Here is a 24556-nt window from a genome sequence, read left to right as displayed (position 1 = left end):
TTTACTCCTTAACTTTTTTTAATATTTCATCAAAACATTTTTCTCCAATATCTTTAGGTGATCTTTCTTCTTCAAAGAAGTATTCAGAAATCATTCTAATATCAGAGCTCTCTTTGTGAAATGTAATTTGTTTAAGAGAGGATATTCCGCTTGGTTTTGGTAAGGTTGGTTTGTAAATTTCTCCGTTATCATGATTTCTCGATTTGCTAAATTTAATATTGGGATTTTCAATAAGAAAATCAATTGTATCAGTAATTTTTTTATTATCTAATGATGAAATAATATTGCGTTGAGTTTTTGACTTCCATTTATTTGTAAAATCAGTAAATATTTTCAGGCCTTCTCTCATTCTTGCTTTAATTTCCATATATAAAGGTGAATTAGCATCAACTCCACGTTTTGTTGTTTTTAGTGGTAACTTAGAAGGGTCATTACTTTTGAAATTTACAATTCCTGCTATTGAAATAAATTGAGTGTGATATTGAGGGACACCTGCTTCTCCCCAACCTGTTAATATACTTTTGTCATTAAACACAACTACTCTATCATTACAAATAATAGACCAGCCTGCATTTTTAGAACTTGCATTTGGTTTACCGGATAAGGCGTCATTTTCTTCTTTTTCTGTCGATAAGTCTCTATAAAACCCCACAATTACTGATATTTCCACATCATTTTTAACTGATTTATATATATATGGTGCAATAACTTTATCTGTGTTAGATAAAGTTGCAAAATCCTCTTGGTAAACTATTTGAGTGATTTGAGGTTGAATATCTAATCCATTCAATTTTACGCTAAATCCTTTTCTTATAATATAAGAATAATGGGTAGAAATTATGTCTTTTAATAATTGTTCAAAGGTGCTGTTACTGGTTTTATCAAACTGTTTTGAAATTCCTTCATGCAAATTATCAATATAGATCATAGTTCCATATTGATTTCCTTTTAGGTCGTTAGAGCTATTTAGTTCAATTAGATCTAATTGCCACTCAGTATCATTTTTCATCCAGGGTTCATCAATTACGACCTTAAAAGTGCCATCGGTTTTGGTATAACTCTCTACTTTTGCATTATTCCCCATTTTAAAAATAGATCTTTTCATTCCGATTCCATAGACACCAACGGTAGGTAAGTTTTTATCTTGATCATCATATTTTTCAGGTCTTCCCATCCTAAATGCATATTCAGTAGCAAGTTTTTTTTCTATTCCTCCGCAATTATCTTTAATTTTAAAATGATTTTTATCAAAAGTTATTTCAGCCCAATATCCATCATATGGTTTGCTAATATCATTTTTTTCTCCCTGTCGAATTACTCCGTCTAAACAATTATCTAATAGATCTAGAATTGCATCTTCTAATTCAATATCTCTTGTAAGCATTTCTACAAAAAATCTTTTTGTTGGTATTAATTGTACTTTAGTCATAAATGTTTCCTATTAATAATTTGTTCATAATAGTTGATAATATTTTTTCAGCTACAATAGGGCTAACACTATTGCCAATTTGGCGAAAACTATGCCATTTTGTATTATGAAATACAAACCAGTCAGGAAAGCCTTGTAAACGAGCAGCTTCACGAGGTGTTATAACTCTAGGTTGGCTATAGTGTATAGGTCTAACTGCTTGGAAACTCCCTTTGTCACTGCCGGTGCCAGCCCGTAATGTTGGGCAAAATCCTTTAGGATTTAACCGTTGTGATTTAGATATTTTATCTTGTTGCCCATATTTGAGCTGCTTATATCTGTGCTCAACTATTTTTGAATGTCTTGTTCCAGAGCAACCTGACACCTCTTCTTGTTCTAAATAACGTTTTATATACATTGGATTTCCAATTCCACTTGGGATATTGCCAATTACATTATCAAAAAATTTATTGTTTGGAAATTCAGATAATTTGATTTTTTGCCAACTTTTCTCAGGGGTTTGCCAGTTTGGATTTATATTAATTGGCAGTCCAAATAATGCATTTTCCACATTGATTATTTCAGTTTCTTTATAGCTAAAATCTTTGACTGATAAATTGTTTTTTGTATTTTTTTTATAACCAATAAAGAAAATTCGAGTCCGAGTTGTGGGGGCCCCTAATTCACTTGCTTTAATTTTAATTGGGTTTAATATTGTATATTCATTTTTTATTTTTTCTAATGCAGCTATACGAATGGAATCGTATTTCGGATTTAAAATACCTACAACATTTTCAGCAACAAAGAACTCAGGTTTTATTTCATCCACTAATCTAAAAAAATGTTGAAATAAAGTATTCCTTGAGTCAGCAACGTTTCCTTTTCCTATGGTGCTAAAGCCTTGGCAAGGTGGGCCACCGATCAATCCACTTAAATCTCCAGATTTTAGATTGCTCATTTTTAGTAGCTCATCGCCTGATAGTTCGCTTATATCTTTTTGAAAATGCAATGTTTCTAAAAAATTATTTGAATGAGTTTCTAGCGCGATACTATCGATTTCTATTGCTGCTTGGATTTTAAATCCAGCTCTTGCCGCACCTAGACTCAATCCTCCAGCACCAGCGAATAAATCAATAACTTTATACATAATAATTACTCGACATATTTTTAAATAAAATTGTCGAATTATACTATAAAAAACCATAGTGTTTATACTTAAATAAAAAAGATGATTAGAAGTAGCTGTCATCATTCTGTAACATTCCCTCGCTATACTCATGTCTCTTCAAGGTGAAGATTACGTCAAACACAAAAGGAGACTCAAATGGGCTTGTCATATTTTAATAAAAAAAGTTTAGCCATTGCTTTAACCGCACTTAGCGTCGGCTTGTCATCTGCGTATGCCGCAGGGGATTTGGCGGCGTTGGAAGCGGCAGCGAAACAAGAGGGGACAGTCAACAGTGTCGGTATGCCGGACACTTGGGCGAACTGGAAAGATACTTGGGTGCAGTTGGGCGAAAAATACGGTTTGAAACACACTGATACCGATATGAGCTCGGCGCAGGAAATCGCCAAGTTTGATGCGGAGAAGAAAAATGCCACTGCGGATATCGGTGATGTCGGTGCGTCTTTCGGACCGATTGCAGTGCAAAAAGGCGTGACCCAGCCGTATAAAACCAGCTATTGGGACGACATTCCGGCATGGGCGAAAGATGAAGACGGCCACTGGATGTTGGCGTATACCGGCACAATCGCGTTTATCATCAATAAGGATACGGTGAAAGAGAGTCCGCGCAGCTGGAACGATTTGTTGCAAGGCAACTACAAAGTGACGGTCGGTGATGTCAGCGTGGCGGCGCAAGCGGTGAACGGCGTGCTGGCGGCGAACTTTGCGCGCGGCGGCGATGAAAAAGATTTAACGCCGGCGCTGGATTTCTTTGCCGAACTGGCGAAACAAGGCCGTTTGGGTATGGTTGATCCAAGCATTGCCAACTTGGAAAAAGGCGAAGTGGAAGTCGGCGTGGTCTGGGATTTCAACGGCTTGAACTACCGTGATCAAATCGATCCGAACCGCTTTGAAGTGCTGATTCCGTCCGACGGCTCGGTGGTTTCCGGTTACACCACCATCATCAATAAATATGCCAAACACCCGAATGCGGCGAAGTTGGCTCGCGAATATATCTTGTCTGACGAAGGACAAATCAACTTGGCACGCGGCTACGCCCGCCCGATCCGCGCCGAAAAACTCACATTGCCGCAAGATGTGGTGGCGAAACTGTTGCCGGCGGAGCAGTATCAAAACGCCCGTCCGATCCAAGACGCCAAAGCGTGGGAACAATCCTCGAAACAGCTGCCGCGTTTATGGCAGGAAAAAGTCATTATTAACATGAAATAAGGGTTTGATAATGAAAGCAATTCTGGTGATTTTAGACGGCTTGAATTATGCCACCGCCGTGCAAACCATGGGGCATTTACAGGCGTTATGTCGGCGCGGCATGGGCAAATTGTATCAAGTGCAAAGCGAACTGCCGGCGCTGTCGCGTCCATTGTACGAGTGTCTGCTCACCGGTGTTGCGCCGATTGACAGCGGCGTGGTGAATAATCGCATCACCCGCTTGTCGCATAATCGGAGTATTTTTCATTATGCTTCGGCTGCCGGTTTGAAAACGGCGGCTGCGGCTTACCATTGGGTGAGTGAGTTGTATAACCGCACCCCGTTTAATCCGGTGCTGGATCGCCATGTGCATGAACCGCATTTGCCGATTCAGCACGCCCATTTTTATTATGAAGACGATTACCCCGATTCGCATTTGTTCGCCGACGGCGACAGCTTGCGTCACCATCAACAGCCGGATTTTATCCTGTTTCACTCGATGAATATTGATGATATCGGACATAAATTCGGTCAGGACAGCAAGCAGTACCGTGACGCCGCCCGTCGTGCCGATAATATTCTGTCTGATTATCTGGCGAATTGGTTGCAAGAGGGCTATCAGGTGATTATCACCGCCGATCACGGCATGAACGATGACGGCAACCATTGTGCCGATTCCGAAACGGAGGCAAGAGTGCCGTTTTATGTATTCGGCGAGGCGTTTAGCTTGGCGGATACCGCACTTTTACAAACCGAAATTTGCGGCACGATTTGCCAAATTTTAGCGGTTGAACACGACAAACCGTTTTGTGCCGCATTATTAAAATAACGGAATGATTAAACTAAGAGGCTTGTATGAAAGGTAAGTGGCTCGCCGTATCAGTAACACTACCGTTTTTGCTTTTTTTCTTTGCATTTCAAATCGTGCCGTTGATTTGGATTGTGTTGAACAGTTTCCAAATTGAAGACGGCGGCTGGGGGCTGCAAAATTTCAGTGAAATTTTAAATTCCTCGTTTTACTTGCAGGCGATTCGTTATTCCCTTGAAATCGCGATCTGGTCAAGCCTGTTCGGGCTGGTTATCGCGCTGTTCGGCAGCTATTCGTTAAGTGCGGTGCGCCCCTCGCGCATAGGCGATTTTATTTTGTCGTTTAATAGCATGACCAGTAACTTTTCCGGCATTCCGTTGGCGTTTGCTTTCATTATCCTGTTAGGGGCGAACGGTGCGGTTAACCTGCTGTTGCGCCACTATCAGTTTGAAACGATTGATATTTATTCCAAAGTCGGGATTATCATCATCTACACCTATTTCCAGATTCCACTGGCGGTGTTGCTGTTGTATCCGGCGTTCGAAGGCTTGAAAAAAGAGTGGCAGGAAGCGGCGGCGTTATTGGGGGCGAATGTGGCGGCGTATTGGTGCCGCATTGCCGTGCCAGTGCTGATGCCGGCGTTGCTCGGCACGCTGGTGATTCTGTTTGCCAATGCCATTGGCGCTTACGCCACGATTTATGCCTTAACTAGCGGCAATTTCAACGTAGTACCGATCCGGATCGGGGCGCTGGTGTCGGGCGATATTTTCCTCAATCCGTATTTGGCGAGCGCACTATCGCTGTTCCTCATCGGCTTGATGTTGCTGGTGACGGTTATTCACCGTTGGTTGAGCAAACGCTACAACTACCAAGATAAGGGATAATATGATGAAAAAGATAAAAATCGATCGCCTTTATCATTATCTGGTGTTGGCATTGCTGATGGTAATTTTGGCGGCGCCGATTTTAGCAACCGCACTTTATTCGCTCTCCACCAGTTGGGGCGCGACCTTGCTGCCGGACGGACTGACGTTTGATTGGTATGTCCAGCTCTGGACTGATGAACGTTTCCTGACCGCACTTTTCCGCTCGCTGTGGATCTGTTTTACCGCACTTTTGGTGGCGATTGTGCTCACCTTTCCGGTGATTTTTGTGGTGGATTATTACTTCCCGAAACTGAAACCGTTGATGAATCTGGTGGTGATTTTGCCGTTTGCCATTCCGCCGGTGGTGTCGTCGGTCGGGCTGTTGCAGCTCTATTCCGATGAGCCTTTTGCGATCACCGGCACGCCGTGGATTTTAATCGGTTGCTATTTCATGATCGCCTTGCCGTTTATCTATCGGGCGATTGAAAATAATTTAAGTGCGATTAACCTGCGCGATCTGGTCGATACCGCCCATTTGTTGGGCGCAAGCACTTTGCAGGCGGTATGGCAGATTATTTTGCCCAATCTGAAAAACGGCATGTTATCGGCAATTTTCCTCTCTTTTTCCTTCCTGATCGGCGAATTTCTGTTTGCCAATATGTTGGTCGGCGGACAATACGAAACGTTGCAGGTCTATTTATACAATATCCGTAACCGCAGCGGTCACTATTCCAGTGCGCTGGTGGTGTCCTATTTTTTACTGATTTTAATCGCCACCTTGCTGGCGAACACCTTGAGCCGAGAGAAAAGGAAAAGCTGATGTCTTATTTGAACGTAATTGATTTGGATAAAAAATACGGCGAAAACACGATTTTCGAAAATATCCGTTTTCATGCCGATCAAGGGGAATTCGTCACTTTGTTAGGACCGAGCGGCTGCGGCAAATCCACCTTATTGCGCTGTATCGCCGGTTTGACCGAGATTGACAGCGGACAGATCGTGCTCAATGGGCAGGAGATTACCCACGCCGCGCCGCAAAAACGCAATATCGCGATGGTGTTCCAAAGCTATGCGCTGTTTCCGAATATGACGGTGTATGACAACGTGGCGTTCGGGTTGAAAATGCGTAAAGTGCGGTCGGAAGAGATCAGACAGCGGGTCGGGCAGATTTTGGAACTGGTCGAACTGGAAAAATACCGCGATCGTTATCCGCAACAACTGTCCGGCGGACAATGCCAGCGGGTGGCACTGGCGCGTTCGTTGGTCACGCGGCCTGATCTGCTGTTGTTGGACGAACCGCTGTCGGCGCTGGACGCACGGATTCGCAAACACCTGCGTCAACAAATCCGCCAAATTCAGCAGGAACTGAATTTAACCACGATTTTCGTCACTCATGATCAGGAAGAAGCCTTGACTATGTCGGATCGAATCGTGTTGATGAATCAGGGGCGGATCGAGCAACACAGCGATGCCGAAACCTTGTATCTCGCGCCGCAAACCCATTTCAGCGCCGGTTTTATCGGCAGTTACAATATTCTCAGTGCCGCAGATGCGGCTCGGCTTCTGGGGTGCGAAGTGCGGTCCGACATTGCGATCCGTCCCGAATCCATCAGTCTGGAGGCTGATCGCGAGCATGGCCGCGGCGTGATTGTCGAGCGTAGTCTGTTAGGCAATATTATCCGTTATAAAGTGCGGTTGGACGGCGTGGATCTGACGGTGGATAAACTCAATTTGTCGCGCGAACATTTTTTTCCGTTGGGCACGCCGGTCAGTGTCAGTTTTGAACAGGGGCAAATCAGGGAGTTGCAATGAGTTTAGTGCTATTTGATCTGGACGATACGCTGATCGACGGCGACAGCGCTTCTTTGTGGAGCGAATTTATGTTGCATCGCGGTTTGGCGGATCAGGATTTTGTCGAGCAGGAACAGGCGATGATGCAGAAATATGCCGCCGGTGAGATGTCGATGGATGATTATATGGCATTCACCCTCGCGCCGCTGCGGGGAATGTCGCAAACGGAGATTGCCAAACAGACCGCACTTTTTGCCTTGAATGAGATTGAGCCGCGTGTTTATCCGGCGGCAAAAGAGACCGTCAAACAGGCGCAACTTGCCGGACAACGGTTGATCGTGATTTCGGCGACTGCCGATTTTGTGGTGCAGGCGGCGGCGAAACGTTTGGGAATCCGTGAGGTGATTGCCATTCAAACCGAGTTGGTGGACGGACATTACACCGGTAACACCGTTGGCGTGTTAAGTTATCAACAGGGCAAAGTCACCCGTTTGCAGGATTATTTAGGCGAGGATTACCCTGATTTAATGCGCACAGCAACGTTTTATTCCGATTCGCGTAACGATTTGCCGCTGCTGAACGAAGTGGGTTGTCCGAAAGTGGTCAATCCTGACCGCACTTTGCGCCAGTACGCGGAAAAGTGCGGTTGGCCGATTTTGCGCTGGCAGCGTGAAAACGGATAAAAAATCTGCGAAAAAGAATATCCCCCTATTTTATATTGATAAAAAAAGCGTATAATTCTGCACCATTCACTTATCTTTTCGCTTCTTTAAAGAAGCATTATTTTTGAGTTTTGCAGGATCGCATTTTATGTGTCAACTTTTGGGCATGAACTGTAACAGCCCGACCGATATTGTTTTTTCATTTGAGGGTTTCCGCCGCCGTGCGGGGATCACCGACCACCATTCCGACGGCTTCGGTATCGCCTTTTTTGAAGGTAAAGGCGTGCGTGTTTTTCGTGATGATAAACCGTGCAGTTCATCGCCGATCGCCGATTGCGTCAAGCAATATCATATCAAATCGCTGAACGTGATCGCCCATATCCGCAAAGCAACGCAAGGCTTGGTGAATCTGGAAAACACCCACCCGTTTATGCGCGAAATTTGGGGCGAAAACTGGGTGTTTGCCCACAACGGCAATTTGAAAACCATGCCGGATCTGTCCGAAAGCCGCGCGCAACCGATTGGCAGCACCGATTCGGAAGCGGCGTTCTGTTACATGGTGGAAAAACTTAAAGTGCGCTATCACAAGAAGCCGGACGATCAGGCGATCTTTGATGCAGTGCGTGATATTTCAAGCGAATTGGCGGAATTGGGTACGTTTAATTTTATCCTCTCCAACGGACAAATCATGCTGGCGCACTGCTCGACCAACCTGCACTATGTGATGCGCAAAGCGCCGTTCGGCAAAGCGTTCCGTATTGACGACGACGGTGTGATTGACTTTAACGACTTCGCCCAACCGAATGATCGGGTGAACATCATCTCGACCTTTCCGCTGACCAAAAACGAAGAGTGGGTCAAAATGGAACACGGCGGCTGCGTGATGTTCAAAGACGGCGAAAAAATCCATGAAGTCGTCGGCACGTTCAAACAAATGGAAGATGACGGCACGATGTGTCGGGCACAAGATCAAATTGAAACGCAGAATGCCGCTTGATTTATGTTAAATCTCCAAACCGCACTTTTAGGGTTGATCCGATCCAAAAGTGCGGTTTAACTTTTCCTCTTTTTTGCATATTATCCTTTAAGATTTAAATGCGTTAAGTAGCGAATCTAAAATATAACTTTCAATATTACTGTAATTATTTTTTCGCAATCGACATAATGTTACTCGCCAAGGCACCGGATCTTTAATTCTTCGGCAGACATAATCGCTTGCAGGGTAAATTTCCGCAATCGGGAATGGTAAAATTGTGAATAATTCTTTATTGATTTTGGTTGAGTTTAATAAAAAGTCCCAAGAGCTGGATTCTAAAATAATATTCGGATAACTATTGTGCCGTTCGAAATGTTCACTTAGCTGGTGATAAATCATAAACGTTTTGTCAAAGATCGCCATTTTTTCATTATGCAAATCCTGCCATGTTAAGATTGATTTTTGTGCCAGATGGTGTTGTGGCGAGAAGAAAACCGCCAGTTCGGAATGTGAAATTTCAAAAGAATCAATGATATTTTTAGAAATACCTTCCGGATAAAGCAACACGGCCAAATCAATATTTTCCATTAATAATTCATTTTTTAATACATATGCGCCTTGTTCTTTAATACTGAAGTTAATGGTCGGATTATTAAGAATTAAATGCGGCATAATTTCAGAAAATACAACGGATAGAACCAATGGCGGAATGCCGATAGTAATATTTCCGATAATTTTATTAGTGATTTTGCGGAGATTGTGATTCATATTATTATATTTTTCGATAATCTCTTTTGCATCGTGATAATAATTTTCTCCAACGTAAGTCAAACCGATTATTTTTCCCTGTGCGCGCTTGAATAATTGAATGGCTTCCCGTTTTTCAAAGTCGTTAATCATCATACTGAGTGCCGGCTGTGAAATATACAGATGTTGTGAAGTGCGGCTTAAATTAAAATCGTTATCCACAATCGCGATGAAATAGCGCAGATGTCGAATATCCATATCATTCTCCCGTTAACGTGCTTGACGATTCCCATTTTATCTTAAAAATCTATAAATAAAATTGATAGATGTCTAAAAAATCGGTATTTCTTTTTCTGTTTTTTTCTTGTTATGCTCAATTCAAATCATAACGGCAATAGAGGGGTTTCTTATAACTTTATGAAAAATAATTAAAATTATGAATTTTTTTAAATAAAAAAGAAATGTGAAAAATATAAAAGATTTAGAAGTAGCTTGTTCTATTTTCTACGGATTAAGCGTGCAATTAATTATGTATAAATAAAATATATATCATTTGGAGAGTCATTATGTCTAAAGTTATTGCTATTGCCGAGATTAAAAATTATCTGTTTGACGGTATGACGATTATGTCCGGCGGCTTTATGGGGATCGGTTCGGCGGAAACGCTGGTGCAGGCGATTTTAGAGGCCGGCACTAAAGATATTACGCTGATTAGTAGCGATACCGCATTGGTTGATAGCGGCGTAGGGCCGCTTATTGTGAATAATCGGGTTAAAAAAGTGATTGCTTCCCATATCGGCACTAATCCGGAAACCGGCAAAAAAATGATTGCCGGAGAAATTGAGGTGGAGTTGGTGCCGCAAGGCACTTTTGCAGAGCGTATTCGTGCCGGTGGTGCCGGTTTGGGCGGAATTCTAACGCCAACCGGAGTAGGAACGGTGGTGGAAGAGGGAAAACAAAAGATACGAATTGATCAGGTCGATTATCTATTAGAACTGCCGTTGAAAGCCGATTTGGCGTTGATTAAAGCGCATACGGCGGATACTTGCGGCAATTTGATCTATGACGGTGCCGCCCGAAATTTTAATCCGTTAATGGCGTTGGCTTGTAAAACAGTGATTGTCGAGGCGGATTATTTGGTTGAGGCAGGGGAATTAGAGCCGAATCAGGTGATCACGCCGGCAACGTTGGTAGACCATATTGTGTTGAAAACCGCACTTTGATCAGTTAAGTGAAGCAATCAGAAGGAAAAATATATGAATGCAAAAGAATTAATTGCGCGCCGTATTGCAATGGAACTTAAAAACGGGGATGTCGTCAATTTGGGAATCGGTTTGCCGACAATGGTGGCAAATTATCTGCCTGATGATGTGAACATCACGTTGCAGTCTGAAAACGGCTTTTTGGGATTGACCGCTTTGGATAGTGAAACGGCGAATCCGAATATTGTTAACGCAGGCGGACAGCCTTGCTCAATTAAGGCTGACGGCGCGTTTTTTGACAGTGGGTTTTCCTTTGCGCTTATTCGCGGAGGACATGTTGATGCCTGTGTTTTGGGCGGGTTGGAAGTCGATCAGGAAGCAAATCTGGCGAATTGGATGGTGCCGGGCAAAATGGTGCCGGGTATGGGGGGGGCGATGGATTTGGTTACGGGTTCACGCAAGGTCATTATTGGTATGGAACATTGTGCCAAATCGGGTTCGTCAAAAATTCTGAAAAAATGTACTTTGCCTTTAACAGCCAGAAATAAAGTACATATGGTGGTGACCGAATTAGCGGTATTTAGTTTTGTTGACGGCAGATTAATTTTGCAAGAACACGCGCCAAACGTCGATTTGGAGACGATTAAAGCCAAAACCGACGCTGATTTTATTGTGGCGGACGATTTTAAAGAGATGGTGATCAGCCGTCAATCTATGTAACCGATAGTCATATAAAAGGAAACAGGTATGGAAAATATTGTTATTGTCAGCGCCGTCAGAACGCCGATCGGCAGTTTTAACGGTGCGCTTGCGACGGTAAGTGCGGTTGATCTCGGTGCGTTAGTGATCGAAGAGGTTTTAAAACGGGCAAATGTTGCAGCGGATCAGGTTGACGAAGTGATCATGGGCAATGTGCTGCAAGCCGGTCTGGGGCAAAATCCGGCGCGGCAAGCGGCGTTAAAAGCCGGTATTCAACAGCAAGCTGCCGCATTGACGATTAATAAAGTGTGCGGTTCGGGACTGAAAAGCGTGGTGTTGGGCGCACAAGCCATTCGCAGCGGTGATGCAGATGTGGTGGTGGTCGGCGGCATGGAAAATATGAGCCAAGCGCCGTATCTGCTGAGCAGTAAAGTGCGGTTAGGGGCAAGAATGGGTAATTTAACCTTGCAGGATACCATGATTGAAGACGGTCTGACTTGTGCCATTAACCATTATCACATGGGGATTACCGCTGAAAATATCGCTGAGCACTACGCGCTTAGCCGGCAACAGCAAGACGAGTTTGCCCTGCGTTCGCAAACACTTGCTGCGCAAGCGGTGCGATCGGGCGTATTTGATGCGGAAATTATTCCGGTGCCGGTGAAAACACGAAAAGGCGAAACACTCTTCAGTCGTGACGAACATCCGAAATTTGATAGCACGCTCGAACAACTTGCGGCATTGAAACCGGCATTTAAAAAAGAGGGAACGGTCACGGCAGGCAATGCTTCCGGAATTAATGACGGCGCTGCGGCACTGTTGTTAATGCGGGAAAGTCAAGCGCTTGCAGCGGGCTTGCAACCGTTGGCGCGGATTAGAAGCTATGCCAGTGCAGGCAACGATCCTGCCGTCATGGGGCTGGGGCCGATTCAAGCAACGCAAAACGCCTTGCAAAAAGCTAATTTAAACTTAGACGATATGGATCTGATCGAGGCAAACGAAGCCTTTGCCGCTCAGTTTTTGGGCGTGGGGAAAGCGTTGCATTTTGATATGAATAAAACCAATGTCCATGGCGGGGCAATTGCGCTTGGACATCCGATCGGCGCAAGTGGCGCGCGTATTTTGGTGACGTTATTGTACGGTATGAGGGCAAGAGGCGCGAAATTGGGTTTGGCAACATTGTGTATCGGAGGAGGTCAGGGCATTTCGATGGTTCTTGAACGGGTGTAGATTTTCTCTTTTAGTGGTAACAGTCCGATTAATAATAACAAGTAGAGGTTAAAGATGATTGATGTAAATGGAAAAGTCGCTGTGATTACAGGTTCAGCCAGCGGTATCGGCTTGCATATGGCGAAGAAATTTTTAGCAAACGGAGCGAAAGTCGTGATCAGCGATGTCAATGAGGAAGCATTGACAGCACGGTTGAAAGAATTTGATCACCCGAATGTATTGGCGGTTAAAACCGATGTGACCAAAGAAGCAGAGATTGAAAATTTGATTGCGACGGCACAACGCCACTTCGGCAGATTGGATATTTTTGTCAATAACGCCGGTATTCAACATGTTGCACCGATAGAGGATTTTCCTACTGAAAAATTCGATCTGATGTTGCAGATTATGTTGCGAGCCTCTTTTTTGAGTATAAAGCACTGTTTGCCGCTCATGAAAGCGCAGAAATTCGGACGGATTATCAATATTTCGTCGATTAACGGGTTGGTCGGTTTTGCCGGTAAAGTCGCCTATAACGCCGCTAAGCACGGGATTATCGGGATTACACGGGTTGCCGCTTTAGAGTGCGCCAAAGACGGCGTTACCGTTAATGCGATTTGCCCGGGTTATATTGAAACGCCGTTAGTGTTGAATCAAATGAAAGATTTGGCGAAAACACGCAATGTCAGCCTTGAAAATGTGTTGGAAGAGGTGCTCTATCCGTTAATTCCGCAAAAAACCTTAATTGATATTGATGATATCGCCAGTTTAGTGCTCTTTGCTTCCAGCCCTTGTGCGAAGCATATTACCGGAACCAACTTGGTGATCGATGCCGGTTATACCGCGCAATAACAAGAACCTCAGGGCAGAGTCGGGCATTTTTCTGCACACTGCCCCTGAACAGGACAGATCAAAAGCAGGTTTCAAGGACGAAACCCGCTTTTTTTGACCCCACAAGATGTTGCAATATGCAGTCGGTTTGTTGCGTTTAGCGCCAAGAATCGATTCATTTATAGGAGAAGTAATATGTTGGGTATTTTGCTTGGTCTTACTATCATTATTGTTTTGGCTTTTCTCGGTTGGTCGATTATTTGGGTCGCACCGATAGCCGCCGGTGTCGTTGCGTTGTTTGGCGGCTTGGATTTATTGACCGCTTATACCGGTGATTATATGAGCGGTTTTGTCGGTTTTGCCAAAACATGGTTTCCGATTTTTATGTTGGGCGCTATTTTCGGCAAGTTGATGGAAGTCACCGCAATGGCGAATGCCATTGCCGCAACGATCAGCCGATGGCTTGGTGCAAAACGGGCAATTTTAGCCGTCGTTGTCGCCTGCTCGATTTTAACTTATGGCGGCGTAAGCCTGTTCGTGGTGGTTTTTGCCGTCTATCCGCTTGGTGTGTCGCTGTTCCGTCAGGCGAATATTTCCCGTCGGCTCTTGCCGGGCGCGATTGCGCTGGGGGCATTCACCTACACCATGACGGCTATTCCCGGCACGCCGCAAATTCAAAATTTAATCCCGACCAACTATTTTCATACTACACCGGCGGCAGCGCCGTTGATGGGGATCGTATCCGCTTTGATTATGGCGGTATTGGGTTATTATTGGTTGGTTTATCGTGAAACCGCACTTCGCGCCAAAGGGCAGGTATTTATCGAGCTTGAAGCGAAACAACCGGTGCAAAGCGGAGATGAAGAAAATTTGGAAAAAGCCTCAGAACAGACGGAAAAGGCAATGCAGCCGATTGAAAATAAAAACCCGAATTTCTGGTTTTCGATGTTACCGCTGGTTTCCGTTGTCGTGGCGCTGAATGTGACCAAACTGTCGATTATCATTGCACTGCTGATCGGGATCATGTTGATTTTAGTGCTGAGTGTGCCGCGTTATAAAACGTTTATCAAGGCGATTAATGAAGGGGCAAACGGCTCGGTCTTGGCAATCATGAACACTTCGGCCGCAGTTGGTTTCGGCACGGTGGTCAAAGCGGTTCCCGGATTTGCGCTGTTATCTGATTTTCTTTTAAATATCAAAGGTTCGCCGCTTATTTCAGAAGCCATATCCGTCACCGCTTTAGCCGGTGCAACCGGTTCCGCCAGCGGAGGCATGGGGATTGCGCTGGAAAGTTTGGGGCAGAAATATTATGAATTGGCAATGGCACAAGGGTTGAATATTGAACATTTTCACCGTGTTGCCGCCATTGCTTCCGGCGGATTGGACACCTTGCCGCATAACGGGGCGGTATTAACCCTCTTAGTGATAACGGGCATGAGTCATCGCCAGAGTTACTTTGATATTGCGATGGTGTCTTTAATCATTCCTACGATTTCGTTAATCACTGTTATTGGCTTGGCGAGTATCGGCATAGTTTAATCAGAATTCGGCATGGCGATCAGTTAATACTCCATGCCGTTTTATTTGTGATCAAGGTATCATTTTGCATACGACACCGCGATAAATTCCTCGATTTTGTGATCTAAGTCTTGAAACAAATTATTAACAACTCTTGCTCATTTTTTTAACTTCATATAGGGTAAACGGTAGCTTGTCTCATATATAGCGATCGTTTGCTTTCTTTCGCTTCCTGTAACTTCGTTAAGAGGAACGCCGATATGCAACACCTTGACTCCGTATTAAAAGAGAACCGTATTTTCAAACCGAGTGATGATTTCCGCCAAGCCGCCAATATCGGGCAGCTGGAAACGTATCAAGACTTGTGGGAGTTCGCCGATAAAGACTATTTGCAGTACTGGGCGGATTTGGCGCGCGAGTTAATCAGTTGGAAAAAGCCGTTTATGACCATTTTTGATGACAGCAATGCACCGTTCTACAAATGGTTTCCGGACGGTAAACTCAATGCCTCCTATAACTGTCTCGATCGGCATTTGCCGGACAAAGGCAACAAAACCGCACTTATCTTTGAGTCCGACTTCGGGCAGGTCAACAGTTTCACCTACAGTCAATTGCATAATCGGGTTTGCCGTTTCGGCAATGCCTTGCGCGAACTGGGCATCGGTAAAGGTGATCGGGTGGTGATTTATATGCCGATGTTGGTGGAAGCGGTGATCGCTATGCAGGCGTGTGCCAGAATCGGTGCGATTCATTCGGTGGTATTCGGCGGTTTTTCCGCCGGTGCTTTGAAAGATCGGATCGAAGATGCCGAAGCCAAATTGGTGATCACTGCCAATGGCGGCTTGCGCGGCGGCAAAATTATTCCGTTGAAAGAGACCGTGGACGAAGCTTTGGAGATGGGTTGCCCGACCATACAAAACGTGGTGGTCTATTATCGTTTGAATATTGATACGCCGTGGAAAAACGGACGTGACCTTTGGTGGCATGAATTATCAAAACACCAACCGGATTTTTGCGAACCGGAATGGATGAATTCGGAAGATCCGCTGTTTATTCTTTACACTTCCGGTTCGACCGGCAAACCAAAGGGAATTGTGCACAGCACGGCAGGCTATTTGTTAGGCGCGCTCAATACTTTCCGCAATGTGTTTGATAATAAACCGGACGATATTTATTGGTGCACCGCCGATGTGGGTTGGATTACCGGACATTCGTATGTTTGTTACGGCCCATTGGCGAACGGCGCCACGCAGGTGATTTATGAAGGCGTGCCGAGTTATCCTGATCCGGGACGGATTTGGCGGACTATTCAGCGCCATAAAATCAGCGTGTTTTATACTTCGCCGACCTTGATCCGCTCTTTGACTCGCGTCGGCGATTGGATTCCGCACAAATACGATCTCTCTTCGTTGCGCTTGCTGGGCAGTGTCGGTGAACCGATTAACCCATCGGCATGGATGTGGCTGTACGATGTGATTGGTAAAGCACGTTGCCCGATTGTCGATACTTGGTGGCAAACCGAAACCGGCTCAATCATGTTGTCGCCGCTGCCGGGGATTAACTCAATGAAACCGGGTTCTTGTACCTTGCCGCTACCGGGCATTATGGCGGATGTGGTTGATGAGCAGGGGCAGAAAATTCGCGATCAAAGCGGCGGAATATTGGTGATCAAGCGTCCGTTTCCATCAATGTTGCGTACGATTTGGAATGATGATCAGCGTTATCAATCCACCTATTTCCCGACGGAACTCGGCGGCAAATATTATGTTGCCGGCGATTCGGCGCACCGCGATGAAGACGGTTATTTCTGGATTCTGGGGCGCACCGATGATGTGCTGAACGTGTCGGGACACCGTTTAGGCACGATGGAAATCGAATCGGCGTTGGTCGCCAATCCGCAGGTGGCGGAAGCGGCGGTAGTCGGCAAACCGGACGAAATCAAAGGTGAGGCGGTGGTAGCGTTCGTGGTGCTGAACACGCCGCTACCTGAGGGCGAAGAAGCCAAAGCCTTAGCCGACGAGTTGAAACAGTGGGTGTCGAAAGAGATCGGCAAAATCGCGCGACCGGAAGACATTCGCTTTGCCGAAAACCTACCGAAAACCCGTTCCGGCAAAATCATGCGCCGTTTATTGCGTTCGATTGCCAAAAACGAAATGATCACCCAAGATATTTCCACGCTGGAAAACCCGCAAATTATCGGACAATTGCAACGGCAGGTGTTGTAATTTAGCCGTATTTTACCGAAGTGCGGTTTATTTGAACCGCACTTGTCTATTTTCTTGCTAAACAATGTATTTTCCGACTGCTTTTTTTTGCGTTTTGCGACATAATCAAACGATAACAAGCAATAAGGAAAATTATGCAACAAGGTCAACTCTATATTGTTTCCGCGCCGAGCGGTGCGGGTAAGTCCTCGCTGATTGCGGCGTTGTTAAAACAGGTGACGGCGAATAAGGCGCAAGTCTCGATCTCCCACACCACGCGCCAACCACGTCCGAGTGAAGAACACGGAGTGCATTACTATTTTAGCAGTGTCGCCGAGTTTGAAAGCCTGATTGAACGGGGATTATTTTTGGAATACGCTAAAGTTTTCGATAACTATTACGGTACGTCGATTCCGATGATTGAACAGAGTTTGGCGCAGGGGATCGATGTCTTTTTGGATATCGACTGGCAGGGCGCGCAGCAAGTGCGGTTGAAGATGCCCGACTGCAAAAGCATTTTTATTCTGCCGCCGTCATTAGCCGAATTGGAACGGCGTTTAATCGGGCGCGGGCAGGATTCCGCCGAAGTGATCGCTGCCCGTATGGAAAAGGCGATTGGCGAGATGGAACATTATGACGAGTATGATTATTTGATTATTAATGATAATTTCGAGCAGTCGTTGGCTGAAATCAATGCCATTTTAATCGCGGAGAAAGTGACGTTGAAGGCGCAAAAACGAGCGCGTCAATTATTAATTCAGCAATTACTGGCGAAATAGCGGTAGCTTTAGTATCATACGATGTTTTTAACAAAAAACGTGGTAAAAAAGTTTGAACCAATTTAGTCTAGTGGAGAAAAAATATGGCACGAGTTACAGTGCAGGACGCCGTAGAGAAAATCGGCAACCGTTTTGATTTGATTTTGACCGCATCGCGTCGTGCAAGACAATTGCAGTCCAATGTTCGCGAGCCGTTAGTCGAGCCGGAAAATGACAAACCGACCGTGATTGCGTTGCGTGAAATCGAAAAAGGCTTGATCAACAACGAGATCATGGACAAACAGGATCGTTACGAACAATTGGAACAAGAAACTGCGGAAATTCACGCCGTTTCCCTGCTGTCTGAAGAGCAATAAGCAAAAACAGGCAGGTGTGATTTGTATCTATTCGAGAGCCTAAACCGCATTATCCAAGGCTATTTGCCGCCGGAACAGATTGAACTGGTGAAGCAAGCCTATGTGATCGCCCGTGATGCCCACGAAGGCGTAACCCGTTCCAGCGGCGAGCCGTATATCACCCATCCGGTGGCGGTGGCGTCGATTATCGCCGAGATGAAACTGGATCACGAAGCGGTGATGGCGGCGTTGTTGCATGACGTCATCGAAGATACGCCTTACACCGAACAGCAACTGACTGAAGCCTTTGGGCAGAGTGTTGCCGAAATTGTCGAAGGCGTGTCAAAACTGGATAAATTGAAATTCAGAACACGCAAAGAAGCGGAGACCGAGAATTTCCGTAAGATGATTTTGGCGATGACCAAAGATATTCGGGTGGTGTTGATTAAGCTGGCAGATCGCACGCACAATATGCGCACCCTTGGTTCTCTACGTCCAGACAAACGTCGTCGGATCGCTAAAGAGACCTTGGAAATTTACAGTCCGTTGGCGCACCGTTTGGGGATTGAGCATATTAAGAACGAGTTGGAGGATTTGGGCTTTGAAGCCCTGCACCCAAACCGTTATCAAGTGTTACAAAAAGTGATCCAAGCCGCACGCGGCAACCGGAAAGAGATGATTCAGCGTATTGCCGATGAGATCAAAGGGCGGTTGGACGATGCCGGTATCCACTCGCGCGTCTTTGGACGGGAAAAACATCTGTATTCGATCTATCAAAAAATGCGCCTGAAAGAGCAGCGCTTCCATTCGATTATGGATATTTATGCCTTCCGTGCGATTGTCGATGATGTCGATACCTGCTACCGCGTGCTGGGGCAAATGCACGGGCTGTATAAACCGCGTCCGGGTCGGGTGAAAGATTATATCGCGATTCCGAAAGCCAATGGCTATCAATCGCTGCATACTTCGATGATCGGACCGCACGGCGTGCCGGTCGAGGTACAAATCCGCACCGAAGATATGGATCAAATGGCGGAAATGGGGGTCGCTGCGCATTGGGCATATAAGCAAGGCAGCGAGGTCAAAAACACCACTGCGCAAATCCGTGCGCAGCGCTGGTTGCAAAGTCTGATTGAACTGCAACAAAGTTCGGGGAATTCGCTGGAGTTTATCGAAAGCGTGAAATCCGATATGTTTCCGGATGAAATTTATGTTTTCACTCCGAAAGGGCGGATCGTCGAGCTGCCGACCAGCGCAACCGCGATTGATTTTGCCTATGCGGTGCATTCAGACATTGGACAAACCTGTATCGGTGCACGTGTTGATCGCGTGCCGTATCCGTTGTCGCAACCGTTGGAAAGCGGGCAAACCGTCGAAGTGATCACCGCGCCGTCGGCACGCCCAAGTGCGGGTTGGCTCAATTTTGTGGTCACCGCCAAAGCGCGTTCTAAAATCCGCCAAACCCTCAAAAGTTTACGTCGTGACGAATCGGTTATTTTAGGCAAACGCCAGTTGATTCATTCACTTTCACCGTACAAACTGGAAGATATTGATCAGCAGCGCTTGCAACATTTATTGGCAGAGTTAAAACTGAGTGATTTTGACGATCTTTTGGCGGAGATCGGCTTGGGTAACCAAATGAGTGCGGTGATTGCGCACAGTTTGCTGGGTGAAAAAATTGCGATTGATACTGACGGCATTCCGAATAACCATAAAGATTCTAATAATTTGATTATCAAAGGCGCAGAGGGCTTGCTGATCAGTTGCGCCAAATGTTGCCATCCGGTGCCGGGCGATCCGGTTATCGCGTTTGTCAGCCCGGGCAAAGGCTTGGTGGTACACCATGCGTCTTGTTCCAATATCGTGCGGGAAAGCCAAAACCAACCGGAACATTTCACTTCGGTTGAGTGGGAAAAGAGTGAAAACAGCGCCGAATTCGATGCCGAATTGCGGATTGAGATGGTGAATAAGCAGGGGATTCTTGCGAATTTAACGGCGGCGATTGCGGCAACCGGCTGCAATATCAAGAGTATTTCCACTGAAGAAAAAGAGGGGCGGGTTTATGTCGTCACCTTGCTGATTGCGACTCACAATGTACAACAATTGAATGGCGTCATCAAAAAACTCGGCTCGGTTTCTGGTGTAACTGAGATTGTACGTAACATCAACGAATAAACCGAGTTGAGAAATGAAAGAGCAGTTGTTGGACGCCATTCCGCTGACCGCACTTGCCGGCGTGGGCGCGGCAGTGGCGGCAAAGCTCGCCAAAATCAATATTAACAACGTGCAGGATTTATTGTTTCACCTGCCGAGCCGTTATGAAGACCGCACGCGCATTACGCCATTAAGTGATATTCGTCCCGACAGCTACGCCACTATTGAAGGTGTGGTACAGACTTGCGAAGTGACATTCGGCAAACGTCCGATTTTAAGCGTCACCTTGTCGGACGGCAGCAGTAAAATCTCCTTACGCTTTTTTAATTTTAATGCTGGCATGAAAAATAGTCTGCAAGCCGGCACGCGCGTAAAAGCCTTTGGCGAAATTAAACGTGGGCGTTTTATGGCGGAAATGCACCACCCGCAATATCAAATTATCCGCAACGATCAGCCGGTTGTCTTGGAAGAAAATCTTACCCCGATTTACCCAACCACCGACGGTTTGCGCCAAACCGCACTGCGTAATTTGACCGAACAAGCGTTAAAATTGTTGCATAGTACGCCGGTGAACGAACTGTTGCCGTTGGAATTTAATCCGCACCGCATCAGCCTAAAAGACGCTCTGAGCTGCCTGCACCGTCCACCGCCGGATATTTCTTTTGCACAACTGGAACAGGGCAATCATCCTGCGCAGCAACGGCTGATTTATGAAGAGTTATTGGCGCACAATTTAGCTATGCAGCGAAGCCGGGTGGAAACCAAACGCTTGAATGCGGAAAGCCTGCGGATTGATCCGCACTTGACCGCACTTTTTCTGGCGCAACTGCCGTTTCAACCGACCAAAGCACAACAGCGCGTGGTAGCGGAGATTCGACAGGATATGGCAAAAAACGAGCCGATGATGCGTTTGGTACAGGGCGATGTCGGTTCCGGCAAAACGCTGGTGGCGGCATTGGCAGCGTTGGTGGCGATTGGGCAAGGCAAGCAGGTGGCGTTAATGGCGCCGACTGAAATCTTAGCCGAGCAGCACGCGCAAAATTTCCGCCGCTGGTTTGAGCCGCTGGGAATCGGGGTCGGCTGGTTAGCGGGCAAAGTGAAAGGAAAAGCCCGTCAAGCCGAGCTGGAACGGATAAAGTGCGGTCAGGCGAAAATGATTGTCGGTACACATGCTTTGTTTCAAGAAGATGTCGAATTTGACAACTTATCATTGGTGGTCATCGACGAGCAACACCGCTTTGGCGTGCATCAGCGCTTGATGTTGCGTGAGAAAGGACTAAAAAATGAATTTTATCCGCACCAACTGATTATGACTGCAACCCCGATTCCGCGCACCTTGGCGATGACGGTGTATGCCGATTTGGATACTTCAATTATCGACGAATTGCCGCCCGGTCGCACCCCGATTCAAACCATCGTGATTTCTGAAGAGCGGCGTGATGAAATTGTGCAACGGGTCAATCGGGCGTGCAGCAATGAAAAACGGCAGGCGTATTGGGTCTGCACTTTAATCGAAGAGTCGGAAGTGCTGGAGGCGCAGGCGGCGGAAGCGATTATGCAGGATCTGCAACGGGCGTTACCGAATCTCGCCATCGGCTTAGTGCATGGACGAATGAAAGCGCAAGAAAAACAACAGATTATGCAGCGTTTCAAAGACGGTGATCTGAATTTACTGGTGGCGACGACGGTGATTGAAGTCGGCGTGGACGTGCCGAATGCCAGTTTGATGATCATCGAAAATGCCGAACGCTTGGGCTTGTCGCAACTGCACCAACTGCGCGGGCGGGTCGGGCGTGGCAGCATTGATTCCTACTGCGTGCTACTGTATAAACCGCCGCTCGGCAAGGTTTCGCGCCAACGCCTGCAAGTGCTGCGCGACAGCCAAGACGGCTTTGTGATCGCCGAAAAAGATCTGCAAATCCGCGGCCCGGGCGAAGTTTTGGGTACAAAACAGACCGGTATTGCCGAATTTAAAATTGCGAATTTAATGCGTGATCGCAAGTTGATCCCCTTGGTACAACACAACGCACGCCAAATTATTGAACGCTATCCGAGTTGTGTGGACGGCTTGATTAAACGCTGGCTCGATCAACGGACGATGTATAGCCATGCTTGATATGGTGAAAAAATACCGCACTTTATTGCAAAGTGCGGTTTGGCAACAGGGGGCAACCGCACTTTCATCGCCGGAACGGGATTGGTTGCTGGGCGAGCAATCCTTAACCGCAAAATTGAAGCAACACTGCAATCTGTTTCAAGTGGAGTTGTTGCAACAAGGTTGGCAAAACGAGCTGTTCGGCAATGAAAGTGCGGTTCTGTCGGCAGATGAAACGTATTGGCTGCGCGAAGTGTTTTTATACGGTGATCAACAGCGCTGGATCTTCGCACGGACGGTGATACCTGCGCAACTTTGCCAACAATTTCCGCAGTTATTGGCATTAGGCAATAAGCCGTTAGGTGAATTTTTATTTGAACAAAAATTCGCACGCGGTAAATTAGAATGGAGTAAAATGGGTGACTTAGCCGCCAGACGCTCTGTTTTTACAGTGCAAGACAGCGGCTTGTTGGTCTGCGAACTGTTTTTAGATGATTTTGGTTATTTATCATGAAAAAAGAAGAAAAATTACCGACCATTCTGGTGTTTGATTCCGGTGTCGGCGGATTGACGGTCTATGCCGAAATTCAGGCATTACTGCCAAATTGCCATTACCTCTATTGCTTGGATAACGCCTTTTTTCCTTATTCGGAAAAGAGCGAACAACAGATTATCGACCGCACTTTGCTCGTTTGTCGCCAGTTGGTGGCGCAATATCCGATCGATCTGATCGTCATTGCTTGTAATACCGCTGGTACGGTGGTGTTGCCGACGCTGCGGGAAAATTTACCGCCACATATCGGCATTGTCGGTACAGTACCGGCGATCAAACCGGCGGCACAGGTTTCGCAAACGAAACATATTGGTTTGTTGGCAACCAAAGGTACGGTGAAACGGGCTTATACCGAAGAATTAATCCAAAATTATGCTGCCGATTGTATTGTCGAGAAAATCGGTACAACAGAATTAGCCGAACTGGCAGAAAAGAAAATGCGCGGCGACTCGGTGGATTTGGGGCGGTTGCACAATATCGTCAAGCCTTGGGTCGAATTGAAAACGTTGGATACGGTCATTTGGGGCTGCACGCATTTCCCACTACTGGAAAATGAACTCAAACTTTGCTTGCCGCATGTGAAGTATTTTGTCGATTCCGGTAAAGCGGTAGCAAAACGGGTTAAACATTTGTTACAGGAAAAACGGCTGTACCCTGCAGAGCATAGCCGATTGCAAGCAGCTGAAAAACGGATTTTTTCTACTGCGGCGATTAATCATATTTTTGGTTTCCAAAGTATGATGCAGCGTTACGGCTTTAGTGAGTGGAAACTGTTAAGCGAAGATAAGCCGACCTGATGTTGAAATTTTAAGCCTAAAAAGTCGGTTAAATCGGCATTTCGCTTAAGAAACTAGCAATCGTTCTTTTTTCCTCAAAAATAACGATCTTTTTTTAAAAAAGATCTTGCCAAAAAATTTTGCCGCCCTATAATGCGCTTCCACTGACGACGACAAAGCAAAACAGCTTGGCGAGTTGGTGAAAGTGAAGCGGTTAAGATAAAAATTGCTTGACGAAAAACTGGGATTGTGTAGAATAACAATCCTTTCCTTGAAAACAAGGAAGCTGTTCTTTAACAATATATCAGACAATCTGTGTGGGCACTTGTGCAAGGCATTGGTAATTAAAAAAGATTTAAAAACTAAAGTCTTAATGAGTGCTGATAGTAAATTCATAATTGAAACTTTTTGGAGTTTCAAAAATTATAGTCAGAGATTCGTTGAGCGATTGAACTTGAATTGAAGAGTTTGATCATGGCTCAGATTGAACGCTGGCGGCAGGCTTAACACATGCAAGTCGAGCGGTAACGGGGGGTAGCTTGCTACTCTGCCGACGAGCGGCGGACGGG

At 45.9% G+C, this 24556-nt stretch carries 22 protein-coding genes and 1 rRNA gene; 20 read left to right on the top strand and 3 right to left on the bottom strand.

What is annotated here, in order from left to right:
* Position 1 precedes the first annotated feature (1 nt).
* Together B8880_RS01700 and B8880_RS01695 are read right to left on the bottom strand one after the other, a co-directional pair.
* The gene (locus tag B8880_RS01700) at positions 2-1429 is read right to left on the bottom strand and encodes an ATP-binding protein (RefSeq protein WP_084255693.1); all 1428 of its coding nucleotides are present in this window, start codon (positions 1427-1429) and stop codon (positions 2-4) included.
* Positions 1422-2660 (bottom strand): DNA cytosine methyltransferase, encoded by a 1239-nt coding sequence (locus tag B8880_RS01695; protein WP_159460705.1) that lies wholly within the window; start codon positions 2658-2660, stop codon positions 1422-1424. The genes B8880_RS01700 and B8880_RS01695 overlap by 8 nt, the downstream gene beginning before the upstream one ends.
* Positions 2661-2732: 72 nt before the next feature.
* Between B8880_RS01695 and B8880_RS01690 the strand changes: the two genes are divergently transcribed.
* From B8880_RS01690 to B8880_RS01660, 7 genes are all read left to right on the top strand, one after another.
* A complete protein-coding gene (locus B8880_RS01690) occupies positions 2733-3803 on the top strand; it encodes an extracellular solute-binding protein (RefSeq protein WP_084255691.1) in 1071 nt (356 codons plus the stop codon).
* 10 nt (positions 3804-3813) lie between these two features.
* Complete coding sequence (locus tag B8880_RS01685; RefSeq protein ID WP_084255690.1) at positions 3814-4611, top strand: alkaline phosphatase family protein; 798 nt, start codon at positions 3814-3816, stop codon at positions 4609-4611.
* A 26-nt stretch (positions 4612-4637) separates the two neighbouring features.
* Positions 4638-5474 (top strand): ABC transporter permease, encoded by an 837-nt coding sequence (locus B8880_RS01680; RefSeq protein ID WP_084255689.1) that lies wholly within the window; start codon positions 4638-4640, stop codon positions 5472-5474.
* A gap of 1 nt (position 5475) precedes the next feature.
* Entirely contained in the window at positions 5476-6276 is an 801-nt protein-coding gene (locus B8880_RS01675; RefSeq protein WP_208610872.1) for an ABC transporter permease, read from the top strand.
* Positions 6276-7268 (top strand): ABC transporter ATP-binding protein, encoded by a 993-nt coding sequence (locus B8880_RS01670; protein ID WP_084255688.1) that lies wholly within the window; start codon positions 6276-6278, stop codon positions 7266-7268. Before B8880_RS01675 ends, B8880_RS01670 begins: the two co-directional genes overlap by 1 nt.
* Complete coding sequence (locus B8880_RS01665) at positions 7265-7930, top strand: HAD family hydrolase (protein WP_084255687.1); 666 nt, start codon at positions 7265-7267, stop codon at positions 7928-7930. The genes B8880_RS01670 and B8880_RS01665 overlap by 4 nt, the downstream gene beginning before the upstream one ends.
* Positions 7931-8057: 127 nt before the next feature.
* Positions 8058-8906 (top strand): class II glutamine amidotransferase, encoded by an 849-nt coding sequence (locus B8880_RS01660; protein WP_084255686.1) that lies wholly within the window; start codon positions 8058-8060, stop codon positions 8904-8906.
* Between the two features lie 87 nt (positions 8907-8993).
* Here the strand turns inward: B8880_RS01660 and B8880_RS01655 are convergent, their stop codons facing one another.
* Positions 8994-9890, bottom strand: coding sequence for a LysR family transcriptional regulator (locus B8880_RS01655; RefSeq protein WP_084255685.1), 897 nt, complete (start codon positions 9888-9890; stop codon positions 8994-8996).
* A 308-nt stretch (positions 9891-10198) separates the two neighbouring features.
* Here B8880_RS01655 and atoD point away from each other — a divergent pair, with 308 nt between their 5' ends.
* From atoD to B8880_RS01590, 13 genes are all read left to right on the top strand, one after another.
* Positions 10199-10855, top strand: a complete 657-nt coding sequence (atoD, locus tag B8880_RS01650; protein WP_084255684.1) for an acetate CoA-transferase subunit alpha — start codon at positions 10199-10201, stop codon at positions 10853-10855.
* 33 nt (positions 10856-10888) lie between these two features.
* A complete protein-coding gene (locus tag B8880_RS01645; protein WP_084255683.1) occupies positions 10889-11554 on the top strand; it encodes a 3-oxoacid CoA-transferase subunit B in 666 nt (221 codons plus the stop codon).
* Between the two features lie 27 nt (positions 11555-11581).
* Positions 11582-12763: an acetyl-CoA C-acetyltransferase gene (locus tag B8880_RS01640; RefSeq protein ID WP_084255682.1), complete on the top strand. Its 1182-nt coding sequence runs from the start codon at positions 11582-11584 to the stop codon at positions 12761-12763.
* A gap of 54 nt (positions 12764-12817) precedes the next feature.
* A complete protein-coding gene (locus tag B8880_RS01635; RefSeq protein WP_084255681.1) occupies positions 12818-13594 on the top strand; it encodes a 3-hydroxybutyrate dehydrogenase in 777 nt (258 codons plus the stop codon).
* A 174-nt stretch (positions 13595-13768) separates the two neighbouring features.
* On the top strand, positions 13769-15112 hold the full coding sequence (locus tag B8880_RS01630) for a GntP family permease (protein ID WP_084255680.1): 1344 nt from the start codon (positions 13769-13771) through the stop codon (positions 15110-15112).
* Between the two features lie 239 nt (positions 15113-15351).
* Positions 15352-17316 carry an acetate--CoA ligase gene (acs, locus tag B8880_RS01625; protein WP_084255679.1) on the top strand — a complete coding sequence of 655 codons (1965 nt, stop codon included), beginning with the start codon at positions 15352-15354 and terminating at the stop codon, positions 17314-17316.
* 134 nt (positions 17317-17450) lie between these two features.
* On the top strand, positions 17451-18074 hold the full coding sequence (gene gmk, locus B8880_RS01620; protein WP_084255678.1) for a guanylate kinase: 624 nt from the start codon (positions 17451-17453) through the stop codon (positions 18072-18074).
* Positions 18075-18157: 83 nt separating this feature from the next.
* Positions 18158-18430, top strand: coding sequence for a DNA-directed RNA polymerase subunit omega (gene rpoZ, locus B8880_RS01615; protein WP_084255677.1), 273 nt, complete (start codon positions 18158-18160; stop codon positions 18428-18430).
* A 21-nt stretch (positions 18431-18451) separates the two neighbouring features.
* Positions 18452-20584, top strand: coding sequence for a bifunctional GTP diphosphokinase/guanosine-3',5'-bis pyrophosphate 3'-pyrophosphohydrolase (gene spoT, locus B8880_RS01610; protein ID WP_084255676.1), 2133 nt, complete (start codon positions 18452-18454; stop codon positions 20582-20584).
* A gap of 13 nt (positions 20585-20597) precedes the next feature.
* Positions 20598-22679 (top strand): ATP-dependent DNA helicase RecG, encoded by a 2082-nt coding sequence (recG, locus tag B8880_RS01605; protein ID WP_084255675.1) that lies wholly within the window; start codon positions 20598-20600, stop codon positions 22677-22679.
* Positions 22672-23172: a chorismate--pyruvate lyase family protein gene (locus B8880_RS01600; protein WP_084255674.1), complete on the top strand. Its 501-nt coding sequence runs from the start codon at positions 22672-22674 to the stop codon at positions 23170-23172. The genes recG and B8880_RS01600 overlap by 8 nt, the downstream gene beginning before the upstream one ends.
* On the top strand, positions 23169-24008 hold the full coding sequence (murI, locus tag B8880_RS01595; protein WP_084255673.1) for a glutamate racemase: 840 nt from the start codon (positions 23169-23171) through the stop codon (positions 24006-24008). Before B8880_RS01600 ends, murI begins: the two co-directional genes overlap by 4 nt.
* A 435-nt stretch (positions 24009-24443) precedes the next feature.
* Positions 24444-24556 (top strand): 16S ribosomal RNA (locus B8880_RS01590); the annotation flags it as partial.

It is taken from the genome of Pasteurella testudinis DSM 23072 (assembly GCF_900176075.1).
GTDB classification, from domain to species: domain Bacteria; phylum Pseudomonadota; class Gammaproteobacteria; order Enterobacterales; family Pasteurellaceae; genus Chelonobacter; species Chelonobacter testudinis.
Note: the sequence above shows the minus strand (reverse complement) of the source record. Positions and strands in the feature narration are given on the sequence as shown.

Excerpts from the sequence above, each read along its gene's own strand:
- rpoZ (WP_084255677.1), top strand. The coding sequence starts at position 18,158 with ATGGCACGAGTTACAGTGCAGGACGCCGTAGAGAAAATCGGCAACCGT.
- B8880_RS01685 (WP_084255690.1), top strand. The coding sequence starts at position 3,814 with ATGAAAGCAATTCTGGTGATTTTAGACGGCTTGAATTATGCCACCGCC.
- B8880_RS01600 (WP_084255674.1), top strand. The coding sequence starts at position 22,672 with ATGCTTGATATGGTGAAAAAATACCGCACTTTATTGCAAAGTGCGGTT.
- B8880_RS01635 (WP_084255681.1), top strand. The coding sequence starts at position 12,818 with ATGATTGATGTAAATGGAAAAGTCGCTGTGATTACAGGTTCAGCCAGC.
- B8880_RS01655 (WP_084255685.1), bottom strand. The coding sequence starts at position 9,890 with ATGGATATTCGACATCTGCGCTATTTCATCGCGATTGTGGATAACGAT.
- recG (WP_084255675.1), top strand. The coding sequence starts at position 20,598 with ATGAAAGAGCAGTTGTTGGACGCCATTCCGCTGACCGCACTTGCCGGC.
- B8880_RS01660 (WP_084255686.1), top strand. The coding sequence starts at position 8,058 with ATGTGTCAACTTTTGGGCATGAACTGTAACAGCCCGACCGATATTGTT.
- B8880_RS01700 (WP_084255693.1), bottom strand. The coding sequence starts at position 1,429 with ATGACTAAAGTACAATTAATACCAACAAAAAGATTTTTTGTAGAAATG.
- B8880_RS01680 (WP_084255689.1), top strand. The coding sequence starts at position 4,638 with ATGAAAGGTAAGTGGCTCGCCGTATCAGTAACACTACCGTTTTTGCTT.
- atoD (WP_084255684.1), top strand. The coding sequence starts at position 10,199 with ATGTCTAAAGTTATTGCTATTGCCGAGATTAAAAATTATCTGTTTGAC.
- gmk (WP_084255678.1), top strand. The coding sequence starts at position 17,451 with ATGCAACAAGGTCAACTCTATATTGTTTCCGCGCCGAGCGGTGCGGGT.
- B8880_RS01690 (WP_084255691.1), top strand. The coding sequence starts at position 2,733 with ATGGGCTTGTCATATTTTAATAAAAAAAGTTTAGCCATTGCTTTAACC.
- acs (WP_084255679.1), top strand. The coding sequence starts at position 15,352 with ATGCAACACCTTGACTCCGTATTAAAAGAGAACCGTATTTTCAAACCG.
- B8880_RS01670 (WP_084255688.1), top strand. The coding sequence starts at position 6,276 with ATGTCTTATTTGAACGTAATTGATTTGGATAAAAAATACGGCGAAAAC.
- B8880_RS01630 (WP_084255680.1), top strand. The coding sequence starts at position 13,769 with ATGTTGGGTATTTTGCTTGGTCTTACTATCATTATTGTTTTGGCTTTT.
- B8880_RS01695 (WP_159460705.1), bottom strand. The coding sequence starts at position 2,660 with ATGATGACAGCTACTTCTAATCATCTTTTTTATTTAAGTATAAACACT.
- murI (WP_084255673.1), top strand. The coding sequence starts at position 23,169 with ATGAAAAAAGAAGAAAAATTACCGACCATTCTGGTGTTTGATTCCGGT.
- B8880_RS01645 (WP_084255683.1), top strand. The coding sequence starts at position 10,889 with ATGAATGCAAAAGAATTAATTGCGCGCCGTATTGCAATGGAACTTAAA.
- B8880_RS01675 (WP_208610872.1), top strand. The coding sequence starts at position 5,476 with ATGATGAAAAAGATAAAAATCGATCGCCTTTATCATTATCTGGTGTTG.
- B8880_RS01640 (WP_084255682.1), top strand. The coding sequence starts at position 11,582 with ATGGAAAATATTGTTATTGTCAGCGCCGTCAGAACGCCGATCGGCAGT.
- B8880_RS01665 (WP_084255687.1), top strand. The coding sequence starts at position 7,265 with ATGAGTTTAGTGCTATTTGATCTGGACGATACGCTGATCGACGGCGAC.